General features: G+C 52.7%; 18 protein-coding genes, 1 tRNA gene and 1 riboswitch. Of the genes, 3 read left to right on the top strand and 16 right to left on the bottom strand.

What is annotated here, in order from left to right; genetic code table 11:
• Positions 1-16: 16 nt before the first annotated feature.
• From scpB to argS, 6 genes are read right to left on the bottom strand one after another with little or no spacing between them, the layout of a single operon-like run.
• The gene (gene scpB, locus SMB34_RS19385) at positions 17-787 is read right to left on the bottom strand and encodes an SMC-Scp complex subunit ScpB (protein ID WP_051682430.1); all 771 of its coding nucleotides are present in this window, start codon (positions 785-787) and stop codon (positions 17-19) included.
• Complete coding sequence (locus tag SMB34_RS19380) at positions 777-1685, bottom strand: segregation and condensation protein A (RefSeq protein ID WP_037992517.1); 909 nt, start codon at positions 1683-1685, stop codon at positions 777-779. Before SMB34_RS19380 ends, scpB begins: the two co-directional genes overlap by 11 nt.
• A gap of 26 nt (positions 1686-1711) precedes the next feature.
• Positions 1712-2395, bottom strand: coding sequence for a site-2 protease family protein (locus SMB34_RS19375; RefSeq protein WP_037992515.1), 684 nt, complete (start codon positions 2393-2395; stop codon positions 1712-1714).
• Between the two features lie 14 nt (positions 2396-2409).
• Positions 2410-3477 carry a beta-N-acetylhexosaminidase gene (gene nagZ / locus SMB34_RS19370; protein WP_037992512.1) on the bottom strand — a complete coding sequence of 356 codons (1068 nt, stop codon included), beginning with the start codon at positions 3475-3477 and terminating at the stop codon, positions 2410-2412.
• Entirely contained in the window at positions 3464-4309 is an 846-nt protein-coding gene (locus SMB34_RS19365) for an SPOR domain-containing protein (protein WP_037992510.1), read from the bottom strand. The genes nagZ and SMB34_RS19365 overlap by 14 nt, the downstream gene beginning before the upstream one ends.
• 5 nt (positions 4310-4314) lie before the next feature.
• The gene (gene argS, locus SMB34_RS19360) at positions 4315-6066 is read right to left on the bottom strand and encodes an arginine--tRNA ligase (RefSeq protein ID WP_037992507.1); all 1752 of its coding nucleotides are present in this window, start codon (positions 6064-6066) and stop codon (positions 4315-4317) included.
• A gap of 268 nt (positions 6067-6334) precedes the next feature.
• Between argS and erpA the strand changes: the two genes are divergently transcribed.
• Together erpA and xth are read left to right on the top strand one after the other, a co-directional pair.
• Positions 6335-6676: an iron-sulfur cluster insertion protein ErpA gene (gene erpA, locus SMB34_RS19355; RefSeq protein WP_007089641.1), complete on the top strand. Its 342-nt coding sequence runs from the start codon at positions 6335-6337 to the stop codon at positions 6674-6676.
• Between the two features lie 76 nt (positions 6677-6752).
• Positions 6753-7580: an exodeoxyribonuclease III gene (gene xth, locus SMB34_RS19350; RefSeq protein WP_007089642.1), complete on the top strand. Its 828-nt coding sequence runs from the start codon at positions 6753-6755 to the stop codon at positions 7578-7580.
• Positions 7581-7782: 202 nt separating this feature from the next.
• On the opposite strand, the gene ribB is transcribed toward xth, so the two are convergent.
• The 10 genes from ribB to SMB34_RS19295 all read right to left on the bottom strand — a co-directional run bounded on the left by ribB (position 7783) and on the right by SMB34_RS19295 (position 19336).
• Positions 7783-8451, bottom strand: a complete 669-nt coding sequence (ribB, locus tag SMB34_RS19345) for a 3,4-dihydroxy-2-butanone-4-phosphate synthase (RefSeq protein ID WP_007089643.1) — start codon at positions 8449-8451, stop codon at positions 7783-7785.
• 119 nt (positions 8452-8570) lie between these two features.
• Positions 8571-8721: riboswitch (FMN riboswitch) on the bottom strand.
• 131 nt (positions 8722-8852) lie between these two features.
• Entirely contained in the window at positions 8853-10130 is a 1278-nt protein-coding gene (locus SMB34_RS19335) for an EAL domain-containing protein (protein WP_037992632.1), read from the bottom strand.
• Between the two features lie 57 nt (positions 10131-10187).
• Positions 10188-11054, bottom strand: a complete 867-nt coding sequence (locus SMB34_RS19330) for an aminotransferase class IV (RefSeq protein WP_037992505.1) — start codon at positions 11052-11054, stop codon at positions 10188-10190.
• On the bottom strand, positions 11051-11644 hold the full coding sequence (locus SMB34_RS19325) for an anthranilate synthase component II (protein WP_007089647.1): 594 nt from the start codon (positions 11642-11644) through the stop codon (positions 11051-11053). The genes SMB34_RS19330 and SMB34_RS19325 overlap by 4 nt, the downstream gene beginning before the upstream one ends.
• Before the next feature lie 54 nt (positions 11645-11698).
• Positions 11699-13096, bottom strand: coding sequence for an aminodeoxychorismate synthase component I (gene pabB / locus SMB34_RS19320; protein ID WP_007089648.1), 1398 nt, complete (start codon positions 13094-13096; stop codon positions 11699-11701).
• A gap of 187 nt (positions 13097-13283) precedes the next feature.
• The gene (locus tag SMB34_RS19315) at positions 13284-15950 is read right to left on the bottom strand and encodes a valine--tRNA ligase (RefSeq protein ID WP_037992503.1); all 2667 of its coding nucleotides are present in this window, start codon (positions 15948-15950) and stop codon (positions 13284-13286) included.
• An 89-nt stretch (positions 15951-16039) separates the two neighbouring features.
• Complete coding sequence (locus tag SMB34_RS19310; RefSeq protein WP_007089650.1) at positions 16040-16648, bottom strand: DUF2497 domain-containing protein; 609 nt, start codon at positions 16646-16648, stop codon at positions 16040-16042.
• A gap of 112 nt (positions 16649-16760) precedes the next feature.
• On the bottom strand, positions 16761-18113 hold the full coding sequence (locus SMB34_RS19305) for a TolC family outer membrane protein (RefSeq protein WP_007089651.1): 1353 nt from the start codon (positions 18111-18113) through the stop codon (positions 16761-16763).
• Positions 18114-18255: 142 nt separating this feature from the next.
• On the bottom strand, positions 18256-18579 hold the full coding sequence (locus SMB34_RS19300) for a rhodanese-like domain-containing protein (protein ID WP_007089652.1): 324 nt from the start codon (positions 18577-18579) through the stop codon (positions 18256-18258).
• Positions 18580-18682: 103 nt separating this feature from the next.
• Complete coding sequence (locus tag SMB34_RS19295) at positions 18683-19336, bottom strand: protein-L-isoaspartate O-methyltransferase family protein (RefSeq protein ID WP_007089653.1); 654 nt, start codon at positions 19334-19336, stop codon at positions 18683-18685.
• A gap of 294 nt (positions 19337-19630) precedes the next feature.
• Between SMB34_RS19295 and SMB34_RS19290 the strand changes: the two genes are divergently transcribed.
• A tRNA-Cys gene (locus SMB34_RS19290) sits at positions 19631-19704 on the top strand.
• Positions 19705-19730 lie beyond the last annotated feature (26 nt).

The raw sequence follows: 19730 nt of genomic DNA, 5'->3' as shown, positions 1-19730 counted from the left end.
TGTGAATGGACCCGATTTAACGGTTCTCCGCGTCGTATTCTTCTTCCAGATTGGGATTATCGCTGTAGATGGTTTCATCAAGATCGGCCAGATTGCGGGTCGTAAGAGCTTCTTCGACAACAGCATCGGTAACTTCGCCATCATCAACCAGATCGGGCAATGCTTCCTCGTCGGAACTGGCACCGTATCGGCCCATGCCAGGACGGCTATCAAGCAATCCAGCGGCCTTCAAATCGGCAAGTCCCGGCAGATCGTCACGATGTTCAAGTCCGAAATGATCCAGAAAATCATCCGTCGTCGCCCAAAGAACCGGACGGCCCGGCACACGTTTGCGCCCCTTCGGACGGATCCATTTCGCTTCCAGCAGAATATCAAGCGTCCCCTTGGACAGAGCCACACCACGAATTTCTTCAATTTCGGAACGTGTAACCGGCTCGTGATAGGCAATGATCGCCAGCGTTTCGAGCGTTGCACGCGTCATTTTCTTTGCTTTTTCGACCTCGATATGAAGATCACCTGCCAAATCAGCCGCAGTGCGAAACGCCCATTTTTCACCGACATGATTCAGATTTATCCCACGCTCTGAATAGTTTGCCTGCAGTTCTTTAAGCAAAAGGGAAACATCTGAACCTTCGGGCAAACGCGCGGCAAGAACCCGTTCACTGACCGGTTCCGCAGACGCAAACAGCACAGCCTCAACAATTCGAAGATGCTGAAAGTCGATTTGAGGACCGTGTTCGATACCATCGATTTCAAACTGCGGATCGGTTACTGTCTCAGTCACCATTATTATCCATCCCTGCCCCGGATTTAGCTCCTAGCTTGTCCATATCGCTGTAATCCCCGGATGTGATGTCCAATTCAGGATCGCGTCTTTTTTGCGGTGACCTCAGCATGATCGGGCCAAACACCTGCTCTTGCGAGATTTCCAATTCGCCATCGCGGCACATTTCAAGGCTGGCAACAAAATGCGCAGCCAGTGCCGACCGTGCCTTCAAAGGCGTGCCAAGACCATGTGGCATGAATTCCAGAAGCTTTGTCCATGTCGGTACAACCCGTCGCCCGAACAGATCGCGCAACCTCCGGATTGCATCGTCCATCGCATAAAGATCGAATGCCTCAATCTCCAATGTCTTGGATTCAGATGTCAGCATGATCTGCGCATAGGCTTTCAACAGGTCATAAAGCGACGCATCATAAACCGACGCCGTCGTGACCCGGACTTCCTCCGGATCACCCCGGCCAAAGAAATCACGCCCGAGGTTGGGCCGCTCCAGCAGTTTCTCACCGGCAGCTTTCATCGCTTCCAGCCGCTTCAGCTGGAAGGCCAGAAGCTCTGCCATTTCCTCTGCACTGAGCTCTTCCTCGTCGGACTCCTGCTTTGGCAGCAACAACCGAGATTTCAGATAAGCCAGCCACGCCGCCATCACCAGATAATCGGCCGCCAGTTCCAATCGCAATTCACGCGCGGTATTAATGAAAGTCAGATACTGCTCGGCAAGCTCCAGGATCGAAATCCTGATGATGTCGACTTTCTGGTCGCGTGCCAGCTCCAGCAAAAGGTCAAGCGGCCCTTCAAACCCGTCCAGATCCAGCATAAGGCGTTCAGCAAGACTTGGCCCATCATCAACGGGTGCCTTGTCAAATACCTCGTCCGGAATATCGAGCTCGAACTGTTTGGCCATAATCCCCCCGGACCGTCCGCCTCATATCAGGCGAAAATACCGGCCAGAAAATCAACAAGTGCAGATGCAGGCTCAATCACCAGCCAGTCGAATATCGGCAGATTAACGCCAAGAAGCCCCGTGACGTAGGGCAACAGGAAGATCAGCGCAATCAGAAGGATCATGCCGGTTTTTTCCATGCGCGCCAATACCCGCGCAATTGGCATTGGCGATATCGCCGTCAGAACCCGCCCACCATCCAATGGCGGAATTGGCAGCATGTTAAACACCGCCAGAATGCAGTTCAGCCAGATCGACTGCTGTAACGTCGTTGCCAGCCAGTCATTGACCGCCGGTGAAAATGACGGCAACCCGACCAGTAATAGAATTGATGCAATTGCCAATGCGACGTTGGTTGCAGGCCCGGCAACCGCCACCCCGATTACACCAAGACGTTGCGGATGCAAACGATGGAACGCGACCGGGACCGGTTTGGCATAACCAAACAGGAACGGCGCACCGGTCAGCAACAGCAAACCGGGAATCAGAATGGTCCCCACCGGATCAATATGGCGGATCGGGTTCAGGCTAAGCCGCCCGGCGCGTTGCGCTGTATCATCCCCGAACAGCTTGGCTGCAAAGCCGTGCGCGGCTTCGTGCAAAGTCACCGCCAGCAATACCGGCAACACCCACGTAGACGCGGAAATGATAATCTCGATAATGTCGTTCACCTATTCAGCTTCCCTTACGCCTGCTCTCCAGCCGACCAGACCGGTGATAGCAATTCAGCCAGTCGGGCCTGCCAATCGGCAATCTGCGCCGAGGGTGGCTGTGTAATATTAAAACCTGCGATCTGATTGCTCAGCAATTGCGAACGTGTCAGCGCCTCACCGGCAAGTTTCGGGGCCATGGATACGACTTCCTCCATTTCCGTGCGCTTGCCATTGCAATGAAGGGCAATGTCGCACCCGGCGGCAAGGCATTCGTGAGTCCGGCTAGCAATCGATCCACCAAGCGCTTCCATTGATAGATCATCACTGATCAGAAGGTTTTCAAACCCGATATCACCGCGGACAATTTCGGAAATGACCTTGGCCGATACGGTTCCCGGGCGTTGATCATCAATCGCGGTAAACAGCAAATGGGCCGACATCGCTGCAACCACATCCTTCATCTGACGGAACGGTTCGAAATCAAGGCGACTCAGTTCTTCGCGCGACGCGGTCACGATCGGCAAATCCTTGTGACTGTCGACCGATGCACGCCCGTGACCCGGAATATGTTTGATGACCGGTGCGATCCCGCCGTCCAGCAACCCGGCGGCAACCGCACTTGCCAACGGCACAATCTGTTCCACCGTCGAACCATAGGAACGGTCGCCAACCACGTCGCTCATACCAGGGAAGCGGATATCAAGCACCGGCGCACAGGTGATGTTAAACCCGGCATCACGCAAATCCGTCGCCATCAGGCGCGCATTAATATATGCGGCTTCGCGGGCATCTTCCGGTGCTGTTTCAAACAATTGGCCAAATACACCGGCTGCGGGAATTTTGCGCCATTGCGGCGGCTTCAGGCGCATGACGCGCCCGCCTTCCTGATCGACAAAAATTGGCACATTGATATTGCCGACAACCTCGCGCAGTTGATTGTTCAACGCCTTGATCTGCTTGTGGTCCGTGACGTTGCGCGCAAAAAGGATAAAGCCATAGGGATCAGCTTCACGAAAGAAGCCCTTCTCCCAATTGCTTAGTTCTGTACCTTCAACACCAAGAATACAGGCGCGCGGTTTTCTTACCTCAAGGCCGGACAATCAGACACCCCACATTGCGTTGTTTCAAGTTGCCACAAAGCGTTTCAGCCGCAGCAGCGTCCGGCAAAGGACCGGCTTGCAAACGATAGAACACACCCTTGTCACCAAGGTCTGCACGTTTCAGATACATCTGAAGACTACCAAGCAAGTCATTGTTTTTAGAGAACAATCTTTTCCATTCCGCTTCAGCCCCCGACGTATCGCGAACTGACGCCAATTGAATGCGGAAGTCTTTCTCCGATACGCCGCTGGCGCTGGCGGCAGCCGGTGCTGCGGCCTGTTCCTTGGCCTTGGCAACAGCGATTGCTTTTTCTGCATCACTTGTTGCGGCAATTGCTGTTTCAGCCGGATTTGTCGCAGACGCATTTACATCTTTGCCCGAACCGATCTGCGCTGCATTTGCGACAATCTCGGCCTCCGGTGTCTGTTCGATCACCGCTGGTTCTCCCGTACTATCGGGGGATGGTATGACATCGGGCGCCTTTGGCATATCAGGCAGTTCCTGAAGAACCACCTGATCCTCGGGCTGGCTACTATCAAGCTGTTCATAAATCGTTGTATCCCGGTGGGGAACTTCCATTCCGCCGGGATCATCCGGTCGCAACTTGATCGGCAGAGGATCTGGCAAAAGGATTGGCAATTTGCCTTCTTCCTGTGCTGGCTGCCCCTGATTATATAACCAGTAACCGGCCCCGCCCAGACCACCAACAATAATCACAAGACCAAGAACGATGGTTCCAACCCCTTTAGCCAAGCCGCCGCCCGGGGCTTTTTTGCCAGCCCCTTGATAACGCTGCTCCGCTCTAAGGCCGAAACCCTGTTCTTCGTTCATCGTGATTACATCTCCTCGACCGGGTCAACGCCCAGCACATCAAGACCGGACGCAATAACCAATGCGGCAGCACGGATCATGGCAAGGCGCGCCTGCGTCACCGCCAGATCATCGGCAACGATGAAACGCAATGCGGTATTGTCACGCCCCTTGTTCCACAAGGCGTGGAATTCGGCAGCAATTTCGCTCAGGAAGAATGCGATACGATGTGGCTCATGTGCAACGGCGGCCTGTTCAACAATACGCGGCCATTCAGCCATCCGACGCACCAGCATCTTTTCATCTTCCGACACCAAAGCCGATAGATCGGCCCCGACCAGTGCCGCATCCGAGAAATCCTGATTAGGGAACGCTTCGCGCGCCTGACGGAATACCGAATTAACGCGGGCATGGGCGTATTGAACGTAAAATACCGGGTTGTCTTTGGACTGTTCGGTCACTTTGGCAAAGTCAAAATCAAGCGTCGCGTCGTTCTTGCGCGTCAACATGATGAACCGCACGACATCCTTACCAACGCGTTCAACCACATCACGCAGGGTCACGAACGTTCCGGCACGTTTGGACATTTTAACCGGCTCACCATTGTCAAATAGGCTGACCAATTGGCAAAGCTTGACATCAAGGTCGCCCTCGCCGCCCGTAATCGCCTTGGTCGCGGCTTTCATACGTTTGACGTAACCGCCATGATCAGCACCGAAAATATCGATCATGTGGTTGAAACCACGTTCGTATTTGTCAAAGTGATAGGCAATGTCGGACGCAAAATAGGTCCAACTGCCATCCGACTTTTTCAGAGGGCGGTCAACATCATCACCAAATTCAGTCGCCCGGAACAGCGTCTGCGGGCGCGGTTCCCAATCATCGGGCGTTTTGCCTTTTGGCGGTTCCAGAACGCCGACATAAATGTCGCCCTTTTTCTCCAGATGCTCGAACGCGGCCTGCACCTTGCCTGCGGCAACAAGTCCGGCTTCAGACGTAAAGACGTCGTGATCAACGCCCAGAAGACGCAGATCTTCCTTGATCAATGCCATCATCTCGACAATCGCAAAACCTCGGAACTCTTCCAGCCAGTCTTCTTCGGGTGCCTTGACCCATTTATCGCCATCACGTGCCGCAAGCTTTTTGCCCGGTGCCACCAGATAATCGCCCGGATAAAGACCAGCCGGAATTTCATCAATGGTTTCGCCAAGCGCTTCGCGGTAACGCAGATGCAGGGATCGCGCCAGAACATCGACCTGCGCACCGGCATCGTTGATGTAATATTCCTTGGTCACGTCATAACCGGCCTTGGCCAGCAGATTTGCCAGAACATCGCCAACAACCGCCCCGCGGCAATGGCCGACATGCATCGGGCCGGTCGGATTGGCCGAGACATATTCGACATTCATCTTGGTGTTTGCACCAAGATTGCTGTTGCCATAGGTCTTACCGTTTTCAAGCACTTCGGTGATCTGTGACAGCCAGAAATCATCGGCCATTCGTAGATTGATGAAGCCGGGCCCGGCGATCTCGACCTGTTCGATATGATCAAGCGTGCCGAGTTTTTCGGCAAGCTTTTCTGCCAGATCACGTGGCTTCATCCCCGCAGCCTTGGAAAGCAGCATCGCGGCATTGGTCGCGGCATCGCCATGAGCGGCATCGCGCGGCGGTTCGACCGTGATACGTGCGGTATCGCTGCCAGCGGGCAAAACGCCGTCTTTTTCAAGGGCGAGAATCTGGTTCTCGATGTCGCTTTTCAACAGGCTGAAAACATTCATCACTTTTGGTCTTTGCAAATTTCGTTCATGGTTTATCACAACCATTTTGATGTGGCTGTTTTGGGACATTTCGCATCAAAACGCAAGCAACCGCTTAGTGGCCCTGCTCTCAGGTTTTGACATTTCTGCCATGCACACTAAATAGACCCTTAAGGAACGCGATCAGGCTGTGTTAAAGTTGCCACCATGATCGTCAATATACCCGTTGGGTTGCCCGTGAATATCCGGTAACTGGAATATTTCGGGATAGCACATCAAGGAGTGTCGAATGACGGAAACTGCCCGGCAGGTCCAGATGACCGAAAGTGCCGCAAAACGTATTCAGGAACTGATTGCCAGCGATGGAAAGTCAGGCCTGATGTTGCGTCTTCAGGTTTCCGGTGGCGGGTGTAGCGGTTTTCAGTATGAATTCTCGCTTGATTCCGACAAGACCGATGAAGACCACATTTTCGAAAATCACGGCGCGAAAATGGTGATTGATGACGTATCGCTTGATCTTCTCGGCGGTGCGGAAATCGATTTTGTCCGCGAACTGGTTGGTGCAGCGTTTCGTGTGAATAATCCAAACGCAACATCATCGTGCGGTTGCGGATCCAGTTTCTCGGTTTGATCCGCGTCGGAAAAACGATTTATAAAGCGGGGTTCGTGTTTCACGGACCTCGTTTTTGTTTGGACATAATGCTGTTATGTCTGTGCATAAAGCCGCAAAATTCATCCTGAACATCGAGGCCCGCATGAAAATCGCCACATGGAACGTCAACTCGATCAAGGCTCGCCTGCCCAATATCCTTGAATGGCTTGGCGACGCAAAGCCCGATGTTGTCCTGCTTCAGGAAACCAAAACTGTCGATGACAGCTTCCCGGCTATGGAAATCGAGGATCTTGGCTATAACATCGCCCTGCACGGCCAGAAGACCTATAATGGGGTGGCGATCCTGTCAAAATTCCCGATTGAAGATGTCGAACGCGGCCTGCCGGGCAATGACAACGACGAACAGGCACGCTATATCGAAGCCACTATATCGGGAAATCGTCCGATTCGTGTGGCATCGATCTACGTCCCGATGGGAAGCGAGGTCGGATCGGAGAAATTCGAATATAAGCTGAACTTCCTGGATCGCCTGATCAAGCGTTTTGAGAAAATCCGTGAAAGTGGCGACGCCGCCGTTATGGGCGGTGACTACAACATCGCGCCGGATGACTCGGATGTTTACGACCCGATCAAGCTGCACGAAACCGTTCTATGTTCGACCGTGGAACGCAAAAAACTGCGAACCATGATGAATATGGGCTACACCGACGCATTCCGGACCTTCAATCCGCAGGGCCACCAATATAGCTGGTGGGATTACCGTGCGGGGGCGTGGAACAAGGATAACGGGCTTCGCATCGATCACCTGCTGTTGACTCCGGCCGCAGCCGACCGGCTCAGCGCATCGGATATTGATCGCGACCCGCGCGCCAAGGAAAAGGCATCGGATCACACCCCGGTCTGGTGCATGATCGACGACTGATCAAGGATCGTTCGCGGCCCGGCAATACAAAGTCATCGAACGCAAAAGGCAGCAGAAAAACTCTGCTGCCTTTCAGCTTGGGCAAAGCATGAAGCAAGCCTTGCCAAGTGCGCAAATTTGTCGTGCTACTCGCTCGCCAAGGGCCCAAGAAGCGCAAAGTCAGATTAAACTCTCACCCCCAGACGGTCCCTGTCTGACATATCTATTCCGCGGCAAGCTGTAAAACGCCGCGATAGGCAACGATATCTTCGATGCTGATCACAACAATGTCGTGCTGCTGTGCGTAGGCAATCAGTTCCGGTAAACGCGCCATTGTGCCGTCCGGATTGGTGACTTCGCAAAGAACACCTGCCGGTTTAAAGCCCGCCAGACGCATCAGATCAACCGTTCCTTCGGTATGACCGCGACGTTCCAGAACACCCCCTGCACGCGCACGTAGCGGGAAGACGTGCCCCGGACGGGCAAGGTCATCCGGCTTTGCTCCATCGGCAATTGCGGTTTTGACCGTAGTCACGCGATCAGCAGCGGAAACACCGGTGGTCACGCCAACCTTTGCCTCGATGGAAACGGTAAAACCGGTTCCCATGCTCGACGTGTTGTTGGCAACCATCGGCGGTAGATCAAGTGCAGTTGCCATTTCATCGGTCAGACACAGGCAGACAATGCCGCTGCAATCGCGGATCAGCATCGCCATCTGTTCATTGGTCAGATTTTCTGCGGAAAAAATAAGATCGCCTTCATTTTCGCGATCTTCATCATCGACGACCAGAACCCCCTTGCCATTGCGCAAATCCGAAAGTGCACGTTCCATACGTGCGATCGGATCGCCAAAGATCGAAAGTTCCGGTTCCTGATGAACACTCTGATTCATAACGGTTCTCCGTTTAAGGAGCTTACGAATCAAGGCATCAAAAGAAAGGTCTGCACGCACGGCAAAGCCGCACGCCAGTCATAGGCTGACGACAACAGGTTCCCCCGTTATCCGCCACGCTTTATCCTCTCCCATCCGGACTGTTACCGTCGGCTCCGGAATCTCACCGGATCTGCTGACCCTGCCAAATTGCTTTGGCAGGCGCTCGCGGGCTTCCCTGAAATCAGGATTACCGCCGGTCAGGAATTTCACCCTGCCCTGAGAATAAGCGCCGTGTTTCAACGACATGCCTGACCACCTTGATCAGACCTCTTCACTTTAGAAAATGGAAAGATTGTTGTCAAACCCCCATACAGGGTGTCAGTGGAAACACTGTGTTGCCGGGTAGTAGGGCGACAAGGTCAAATCTCGGCCAGAATTTTTCCAGCCCTGAAATGAAATTCGCAACCATTTTTGCGTAATTCGCGCGGTGCCCACTGACATACAGCACATTTACGATCCGAAGTGGTATTACGCGATTTACATTCCTTATGCAGGTATTTCCCCAAAAGCGCGTCGATGTAGCTTCCCTGAAACGCATCCACACCAAGGCTTCGGCCCATGCGCAGTGCCGTGCGACTGTCACACCGGGTCAGAATCAGGTTGCGGTCGGCAAAAACAGAAGCAAATTCGCGAAGCCTGTCTGTCGCGTCAGCCCGTTTGGAGCCGATAATGTTCTGATCCCAGATCACCTTGACGAAATCGACATTGATCTTTTGAGGCGACAGGAATTCAAGCGATGGCAAGGTGATACGATCAAGCCCCACACGCACGCCAGCAGAATGCAGCAGATTGCAGGCATCTTCGAATTCCCACCAATCTGAAATCGCATTTTCAAGCGAGATTTCAATCGCCAGATTTTCAGCAAAACGACTGTCTTCCGAGCCCAGAAACTCGGCAAAGCGATCACTGAATACCGTTTGCACCATCATATTCAGATGCAAGGTATCCGGCAGCATTTGAGGGGCCAGACTTTTGGTGACATCCATCACCTTCTCATCAAGCACGCGCGACAGGATTTCAACCTCGCCCGGGCCTTCCAGAAGGAAACTGGCAAGATGGTGCTGACGCAGATAATCCAGCGAACAATAAAGTTCATGGCCAAGGATTTCGCGACGGCTGTCGTGAAATTCCAGAATAGCCTGACGGCGACAGGAATCGAAAACCGCTTCATCAGTGATGGCAGAACGCAGCATTTCGGCCATATCAAAGCGTTGCAGGCTTTCGTTTGGAAAATGGTTTTCTTCAGGAAGCCCCAACAAACCAAACATTGCCTTGCGGTCTTCTGGCCAGGAAAATTCGTTCCAAAGCTTTTGCGGGATGTCGCCCAAACCCTGTCGATGGATAACGTCCTTGAGCGTTTCGGTCACACTGGTCAAAAACGTATCGGTTTCACCAAACGATTTGGATGGACGAATAAAAGCGACCATACCGTTTTCAAGACGATATTCTTGGGTCTTTTCAGGCAGATGATGAAATGCATCACGCGAAATATCCTGATAATCCTGCGGTTCAAGGCGCAAGGATACGGGGATATTCAAAATTGCAACAATCGACCGCTTGCCATTGGCCCCGTGTTTGCGCAGGTTTTCAACGAACCTTGCTAAGGTCAGTTCCGATTTTGTTGAAGACGCGGTCATGTGCATTCCCGTCAAAAGGCGTGGGAAACGAAAATGCCCGATTGAAGTTAATTTTAGTTAAACATCTATACCAAGGCATAGTGATTTTTCAAAATCACTCACCAATTGCATAGCGGGATCGTGTTTCGCCTGATCAAAGTCAAAAGCAACGCCATCAATCGAGCGAACAAACCTTATTCCCTGCAATGCGTTACAGACAAAAACCAAATCCATTGACAGCAGGTCTTTCAGATCGATAGACTCCTCGTGGACGGCAACCGCCTGATCTCGACACCAATCAATGACGAATTTCCGTGCCAACCCGGCAAGAATTCCGCAATTGGCAGGTGCAGTATAAAACGTGTTGTCACGAATCCCGAACAGGTTGGCGATTGTTGTTTCCGCGACAGAACCATCAACAGAAAGAACGAGTGCCTCGTCCGCGCCACAAGCGGCGACTTCCTGTCGCGCTGCTATATTGTCGAGATAGTTAAGGCTTTTGACCTTGCCTGCAATCGACCACGGATTGCGCCGAACCCGTTTTGACGTCGCAAGGATCAATCCCTCATCCTTTGCCGGTTTGATAAAGGATGACGCCGTTATAAGAACCGTGGGATGGCAATCCTGGGGTGGCAATAAACCGCGCGGGCCGCTACCACGCGTAACGGTCAGGCGAATAACCGCATCATTCCCACCAAGTTCCATACAAAGCGATGCGATAGCTTCGGCAACTGTTTGGGCATTAGGCAGCAATATCGGATCAAGGCCGATTAATTCGGCATGGCTGGTCAAACGATCAAGATGCCGCTCAAGCCATGCAACCCTGCCCTTATGGGCCCGCATGGTTTCAAAAAAACCATCTCCCAACAGCAATCCGCGATCCGTGACGGCAATATGCGCATCCGTCTGACCAATGATATTGCTATTAAGCCAGACTTTCGTCACGACGCAGCCTTTCGCGGAACGGTCGCACCGGCAATGGCAAGGAAGTTAGACAACAAATCATGTCCCTGCTCGGTCAAGACGGCTTCGGGATGGAATTGGACACCAAAGATCGGCAGATCCCGATGGGCAAAAGCCATGATTTCGCCGTCCGGTCCCGTCGCGGTCTGAACCAAAGTGCCATCCAGCGGAAGATCAACAACCAGCGAGTGATAGCGCGTTACCGTCAGCGGAGATTTGATACCGTTAAACAGTGCCGAACCATTGTGATCAATTGCCGATGTCATGCCATGTACCGGCCGATTTGCGCGTTTTACGACGCCACCAAATGCCCGTGCAATCGACTGATGCCCCAGGCAGACCCCCAGCATCGGGTAATCGCCGGATAATTTGGTAATCAGGTCGATACTGTTTCCCGCTTCATCCGGGCCGCATGGTCCGGGGGAAAAGACGATGGCATCGGGATTCAACCGACGTACTTCATCAACATCGATCCGATCATTGCGCACGACATCAACCTTCTGTCCAAGCTCCACGAAATAGCGCGCCAGATTGAAAACAAAGGAATCGTAATTGTCGATCAGCAGGATCATTTCAACCCGATCCGTCCATGAGTGCGTTGATGATAATGCATAAGGTCAACCATCTTACACCGCATAGGGCCGGATCCCCAATGCTTCGAATATCTTGGCGGCCTTGACCAGCGTCTCATCATATTCAGCAGCGGGAATGCTATCGGCGACGATTCCACCACCTACATTGAACGCCATGCGACCGCCATTTACACAAATGCTTCGGATCGCAATATTGGTATCCATGCTGCCATTAAAGCCGATAAAGCCGATTGCTCCGCAATACGCACCACGCGTCGATCCTTCAAGTTCGGTAATGATTTCCATTGCGCGGATTTTTGGTGCGCCTGTAATCGAACCGCCCGGGAAACAGGCTGCTAGCAAATCGACAGCAGACTTGCCATCCTGCAATTCCCCGGTCACAGTCGAAACCAAATGATGGACATTTGCATAACTCTCAAGCGTACAAATCTGCGGCGTCTTTACGCTATGCGGCTTGCATACTTTCGATAAATCGTTACGCAGAAGATCAACAATCATAATATTTTCTGCGCGATCTTTCGCAGATAACATCAATTCCTGTGCGAGTTCGGCATCCTCGACAGGCATGGCCCCGCGCCTGCGTGTGCCCTTGATCGGTCTGGTTTCCACCTGCCCATCCGCGACCTTCAGAAACCGCTCGGGCGAATTGGACAGGACTGCCACATCGCCAAAATTCAGGAAAGCCCCGAATGGTGCCGGACTGGCAAGGCTGAGGCGGCGATAAAGGTCAAACCGTTTGGGAATGACATCATAAGCATATTCGGCCCGGAAACTTTGCGACAGGTTAGCCTGAAAAATATCCCCGGCATGGATGTAATCAACGACGGTCTGCACGGCACCTTCGTAGCCGACACGATCAAAATTCGACTGCCACGGCATGATATCTGGCGTATGAGGAATTTCGGGCGTTTCAAGCATTGGCCGTGCAAACCGAAGGTACTTACGAATAATCCCGATGCGATCAGCCGCACGTTTTTTCCGTGCAGTCGGCGATGTTTCGGGAATCCCCGTCGAAATAAGCCACATGCGGCGATCAAGCTGATCGAATGCGATGACAAGGTCATAGATGCCAACCGCTATGTCGGGCATGTTGAGCCAGTCCTGCGGAGCTTGGGGGAGCGTTTCGAGCTGTTGGGCAAGCTCATAACCGAAATAACCGACAGCCCCGCCCTGAAACGGGGGTAAATCCGGACCGGCTTCCACGCGATAGCGTGCCATCAGATCGGCAAGAACCCCGAACGGATCACCGGGAACGGGAAAACCGTCAAGCTTCACCTGCCCGTTCTTGGCAGTCAGTTTATGCAACGGCGATGCAACAACATAAGCAAAGCGGTCCCGGTCACCGGAATCAAGAAAATGACTGTCTGCGAACCCGGCAAAGGCACCGTAGGCATCAAGCGGTTCGATATAAGGGCATTCTTCAATCAGCATTTTACGGTTCGGCCCATCATCGGGATAAAGTTGCGTCAGATAGCGAGATAACGGTTGGTCGCCAATTTATGCGATTCTATAACTCTGGCGAGGATGAATTTCAAAATTCGTCAAAGATCAGAGTGAATGAAACGCAAAAGGGCCAATCCGATGGACTGGCCCTTTGACGTGATCACAACAACCGGAATTACATCGCCGCGATGCGGGCGTGAGCTTCCTGAAGTTTGGCAAGGGTATCGCGCGCTTCTTCAAGCTTGGCTTTTTCGGTCGCGACAATATGTTCAGGCGCACGGCTGACGAAACTTTCGTTCGACAATTTGCCTTCCTGACCCTTGATATATTTGGTTTTGCCGTCGATTTCCTTCTCAAGGCGCGACTTTTCGGCCACGACATTGATGAAATCGGCAACCGAAACGAAGACGGTTACACCGTCAACGACGGTCTGAATGGCCCCTTTGGCGATGGCTTCAACATCGCCCTGCCCTTTGAATTCAACCACAGCCACACGTGCCAGACGTTTAACCTGGGCTTCCTGCGCGGACACGGCTGCCTTCATTGCATCGGATGCATCGACCAGATAGATCGGAACCTCAGCCGCAGGCGGTACGTTCATTTCGGAACGAACACCACGAATATTACCGATCAGGCGGATGGCAAGATCGATTTCATCTTCGGCGGCACGGTCAATCAGTGCATCGTCGAATTTCGGATAAGCCTGCGACATCAGAAGCGTCGCACGATTATCAGCCGACTTTTCCCAAAGTTCTTCGGTGATATAGGGCATGATCGGGTGCAGGATCAGAAGAATCTGATCCAGAACCCATGCAGTCACAGCCCGGATTTCGGCTTTGGCGTCTTCGTCCTGGCCCATAAGGACCGGTTTTGCCAGTTCCAGATACCAGTCGCAGAAAGTGCCCCAGACAAACTGATAAGCACCGTTCGCGGCATCATTGAAACGATAGCTTTCGATGCCCGATGAAACGGTTTTTGCCGCCTCGGCGGTCTTACCGACAATCCAGCGTGCCAGTGTCGAACTGACATTGGCAGGATTGAACCCGTCGACCGGTTTGCATTCGTTCATTTCAGCGAAACGTGCCGCATTCCAAAGCTTGGTCGCGAAGTTCCGATACCCTTCAACGCGGGACGCTGCAAGCTTGATATCGCGGCCCTGAGCAGCCAGTGCCGTCAGGGTCAGACGCAGCGCGTCACAGCCATATTCGTCAATCAGTTCCAGCGGATCAATCACGTTGCCCTTGGATTTCGACATCTTCTGACCATGTTCATCACGGACCAGCGCATGGATATAGACATCCTTGAACGGAACTTTACCGTCCATGAAATGCATGCCCATCATGATCATGCGGGCAACCCAGAAGAAGATGATGTCAAAACCGGTAACCAGCACATCACCCGGATAGTATTTGTTCAGTTCCGGGGTTTTATCCGGCCAGCCAAGGGTCGAGAATGGCCATAATGCCGATGAGAACCACGTATCAAGAACGTCGGTTTCCTGGGTAAGTTCAACATCCTTGCCGAAATGCGCCTTGGCCGCCGCCAAGGCTTTTTCTTCGGTTTCCTCGACAAAGATTTCACCGTCCGGACCAAACCATGCCGGAATGCGATGTCCCCACCAAAGCTGACGCGATATGCACCATGGCTGGATATTGCGCATCCATTCAAAATAGGTGTTTTCCCAGTTCTTGGGCACAAATTTGATACGACCGTCTTCAACTGCCTCGGTCGCCGGTTTGGCCAGAACTTCGGCATTCACAAACCACTGATCGGTCAGGTACGGCTCGATCACGACGTTTGAACGGTCGCCGTAAGGCACCATGTGAACGGTGTCTTCGATCTTTTCAAGCAGACCGAGTTCTTCCATTTTGCCAACGATCAGTTCGCGTGCCTTGAACCGATCCAGACCACGATATTCTTCCGGCGCGTCATCATTGATGCGCGCATGATCATCCATGATGTTGATTTTTTCGAGATCATTGCGTTTGCCGACTTCAAAGTCGTTGAAATCATGCGCTGGGGTGATTTTAACGGCACCCGATCCCTTTTCAGGATCGGCATATTCATCAGCAACGATTTTGATTCGGCGTCCCACGATTGGCAGAATGCAATACTGACCAATCAGATCCTTGTAACGTTCATCATCAGGATGAACCGCAACACCGGTATCGCCCAACATGGTTTCCGGACGCGTGGTCGCAACGGTGATGAACTCGCCTTCCTTGCCCTCGATCGGGTATTTGAAGTGCCAGTAATGGCCTTTGACTTCTTTCTGAACGACTTCAAGATCGGAAATCGCGGTCAGAAGTTTCGGGTCCCAGTTGACCAGACGCTTGTCACGGTAAATAAGTCCCTGTTTGTGCAGGGTAACGAATACCTTGCGAACAGCAGCCGACAGACCATCGTCCATGGTAAAGCGTTCACGTGGCCAATCTGGTGATGCGCCCAGACGGCGAAGCTGATTGGTGATAGTGCCGCCGGATTTTTCTTTCCATTCCCAGACTTTTTCGATGAACTTTTCGCGGCCAAGGTCATGACGCGTCACGTTTTGTTCGCCAAGCTGGCGTTCAACGACCATCTGTGTCGCGATACCGGCATGGTCGGTACCGGGCTGCCACAGCGTATCCTTGCCCGACATCCGGTTATAGCGCACCAGAATATCCTGAAGCGTAAAGGTCAGTGCATGCCCCATATGGAGGCTGCCGGTTACGTTGGGCGGCGGCATCATGATGACATAGGGATTTGCACCTGATGCCGGATCGGCGGCAAACGCCCCCGATTTTTCCCATTTATCGTAAAGTCTGCCTTCAACGTCGGCCGGGCTATATGTCTTCTCCAACATGGTCTTTTGATCCGCTGCGGGTTTTATCACTGTACAAAGAAAAAGCGGCGCACCGTTGGCGCGCCGCTGTAAATCATATTTCGGCTCGCCTACAGGTCTTCGGCGCGGTTCACAATCCGCTCGATTTCCTTTTTCACAAGGCGTTCGATCATATAGGGAAGGTTTTCGTCAAGCCATTCCTTAAGCAACGGACGCAGCATATCGCGCACAAGGTCTTCAAGCGTGATATGACCAGCGTTAAGGCCAAGGGCGACGGCACGTTTCTTTGCAACGGCTTGCGCCAAATCCGAGATGGTTCCGGTTGCCGTGTTTTCGGTAGCACGGGAAATCAGCGGCTCGTCATCTTCGTCGTCCTCGTAGACCGTCGGCATTGCCGGTTCGGGTTCCGGTTCGTCGAAGTCATCCATCAGATCGGGTTCAGGTTCTTCGAATTCGTCTTCTTCCGGGGTTTCATCGAAATCGAGCATATCGTCGAGTTCGAGCTCTTCTTCGGGCTCGTCAAGCTCAAGCTCTTCCGGTTCTTCATCGAATTCAAGTTCTTCGGGCTCTTCATCAAGTTCGAGCTCGTCGATCTCTTCTTCAATTTCCGGTTCGGGTTCTGGTTCCGGCATCGGTTCTGGTTCAGGAGCGGCCTGTTTCTTGTCATCATCCCCTTCATCAGCAAGAATCTTGCGGATGGACTGGAGGATGTCCTCCATTGAAGGTTCTTGTTGCCCGTCACTCATTTTTTATCTTCCGCACTAGATTTCATTACCGAACCGACCCTTCCCCAAGGTCTGACAGGGCCCAAAGGCCCTGTCAGCAATCAGGTCAATCCGTTCCCCACCACTGATCCTTGACTTTGTTATAGTTGGATTCAGTGTCATAAATTTCGACCGGAAGGCCGAGAACCTGCGCATTCAAGGCTCCCATCGCCGCCTTGACCTGGAATTCGGCAACCGCTGCGTCACGGCGCGAACCAACAAGGTTCACACGTGCCTGAAGCAGTTCCTGTTCCTGATCTAGAACGTCAAGGACGGTACGCGAACCAACAGAAGCTTCGCGCTGCACTCCATCAAGAGCGACCTCGGCAGATGATACCTGCGCCTGCTGGGATTCGATGCTCGCACGTGCCGTCACGAGGGTTTCCCAGGAACTGGTTGCATTTTCAATCACGGCGCGACGGGCCTCATCAACCTGAACCCGGGCCTGACCGGCTGTTTGCTTGGCCGCACGAACAGATGAATAAACCGCACCTTTCTGATAAAGCGGAACGGTGACCTGTGCGAGTATTTCTGCACTGTCCGAGGTCAGATCCTCCTGCGAGGCTTCGTAAGCGCGCTGCACACCGGCACTCAGATTGACTTCCGGATAAAGCGACCCTTCGCTCAGCCGGATGTCAGACTTTGCCGCATCTTCGGTATACTGGGCCTGAACCACATCAGGATGCTGTTCCTGGGCAATCGCCAGAACATCCGTAACACTGGTCGGAAGCCCCGACAGCGGATTCGGAATTTCAAGATTATCAGGCTTGTTACCCACCAGACGCTCGTACTGGGCACGGGTATTGGCAAGGTTACCCTGGGCTGAGATCAGGTCTGCCTTGGAACCGGCAAGACGGGCTTCGGCCTGTGAGACGTCGGTACGTGTCACTTCACCAACCGAGAAGCGGTCACGCGTTGCTTCAAGCTGACGTTCAAGCACGCGGACGTTATTCTGATTAAGTTCGACAACTGCCGTATCACGCAAAACGTTGAAATAGGCCGTTGCAACCTGCAGCAGCACATCCTGTTCTGAAGAACGCAGGGCCGCACGTGCCGCACGGATACGCGCTTCCGCCCGATCAGTTTCAGCAACGGTACGACCACCACGATAGAGAGGCTGAACAACTTCTGCACCGACAGTATAAGGCGTCAGGCTATTGTCCGTTTCGGTACCATTTTGATCGGTATCCAAGTCCCGGAAGCCAGCTTCGCCCGAAAGCGAAACGTTCGGGCGCCAGTTTGACAGCGCCTGCGAAACCTGTTCATCCGTGGCACGAAGCGACGCACGACCGGATTCCAGCGTCGGGTTGCTTTGATATGCCTTGATCAAAGCTTCTTCAAGGCTCTCTGCAGAGGCCCCATTGGCAACGATGCCACCAGTGGCCAGAATACTGCAGGTCAGCAAGAACCGTTTTAACATTTATCTACCCTTGTAAGATCCTACACCAAGTCCCGACCCCGGCGCAGTTTCGCATATGGTAACGACGGAACGAATATTTTCCAACAAAAGAGGCATTTGTTTGAGAAAAAATAAAAATGCCGACCTTTTCGCCATCAAATTATCAATCGTAACGTGTCATATCCGGGTCGATTTCCAACGCCCAGACATCTATACCGCCAGCAACATTAAAAACATCTTTAAATCCGCGATCCTCAAGCAGCATTGCGGCATGGCGACTGCGAACGCCATGATGGCAAAGAAGTGCGACCGGTTTTTCGGGGGCAAGTTCCCCTGCCCGGTCCGCCAATTCGCCCAAAGGTATATGGATCGCGCCCGCGATTGCGCAAATCTCCAATTCCCAATCTTCGCGCACATCAACAAGTACGAGGGGATTGTTTCCTTCAAGACTTGATGCCAGTTCGCTGCATCGAAGATCGCGCACCATTTACCTGCTTACCTGCTTACCTGCTCTATTTTCCTGATCGGGTTGCTGAACCGGTTTACATAAAATTTTGCCCGGAGTTTTCCCCGGGCAAAACAAAATCATATCAGAACACGAAACTTTCTGCCGGTTCGAACCCGGGAAGATAGGGAATGTTGGCATCGAACAGATCACGATGCCCAACGACCCCGTTTTCACGTTCGTAAAGACGCGCAACACCAACCTTGCCAGGTGCCCGAACGACAACCAGCAAACGCCCCCCCTCGGAAAGCTGATCAAGAATGTTGGCAGGAACTTCGGCAACCGCACCGTCAAAGACGATCACATTATACGGCGACTGCTTGGCGTAACCCTCGGCAAGATTGCCTTCCACCACGATGACATTGTCATAGCTGTGCGCCTGGAATGTCTTTTCAGCGATGGATGCCATTTCCTTATCGCTTTCAACCGCAACCACGGTTTCGGCAACGCGCGAAAGAACTGCTCCCGTATAGCCATAGCCTGCGCCAATCACCAGCGCGACGTCGCTACGTGCAATCTCGGCAGACTGCATCATGCGTGCGATTACCATCGGCTCCATCGCATATCGGCCATTTCCGACAGGAATATCTTCATCGACATAGGCAATGCCACGCTTGCCTTCCGGCAGGAACAGCTCGCGTGGAACCTCCTCCATCGCAGCGATGACCAAGGGATCGGTAACCTTGTTGGTCCGAACCTGATTTTCCACCATGTTATGGCGCGCGATTTGGTAATCCATGTTTATCTGACCTGAAAATTCTCGCGAGAAAAAGCCTGCAACCGGTCTTTGTCCCCAAAACCACGTCACAGATGTTGCCCTGTTTATAGTCAGCACATGGGCAACTGACAACAACGGATCAACGGCAGAGCGGCAATTATTCGCGAAAACATATTGAAAACATATCCAGAATGGATTTATCCGCGCACAAATTGTTTGTTGGCGATCTTCAGATTGTTTTCTGTTTAAAAATCTAAAATTGGGTGCTTGACGGCCTGTATTCGATAGGGCTATACACCGGCCAGCCAACGCGAAGGCGCGATGGCGGAGTGGTTACGCAGAGGACTGCAAATCCTTGCACGCCGGTTCGATTCCGGCTCGCGCCTCCACTAATCCGGCATAGCTCAGTTGGTAG

Origin of the sequence: Thalassospira permensis NBRC 106175 (genome assembly GCF_000714555.1) — a bacterium.
In the GTDB taxonomy this organism is placed as follows: domain Bacteria; phylum Pseudomonadota; class Alphaproteobacteria; order Rhodospirillales; family Thalassospiraceae; genus Thalassospira; species Thalassospira xiamenensis.
The sequence above is the reverse complement of the archived record's forward strand: the minus strand, read 5'-3'. Positions and strand labels throughout refer to the sequence as shown.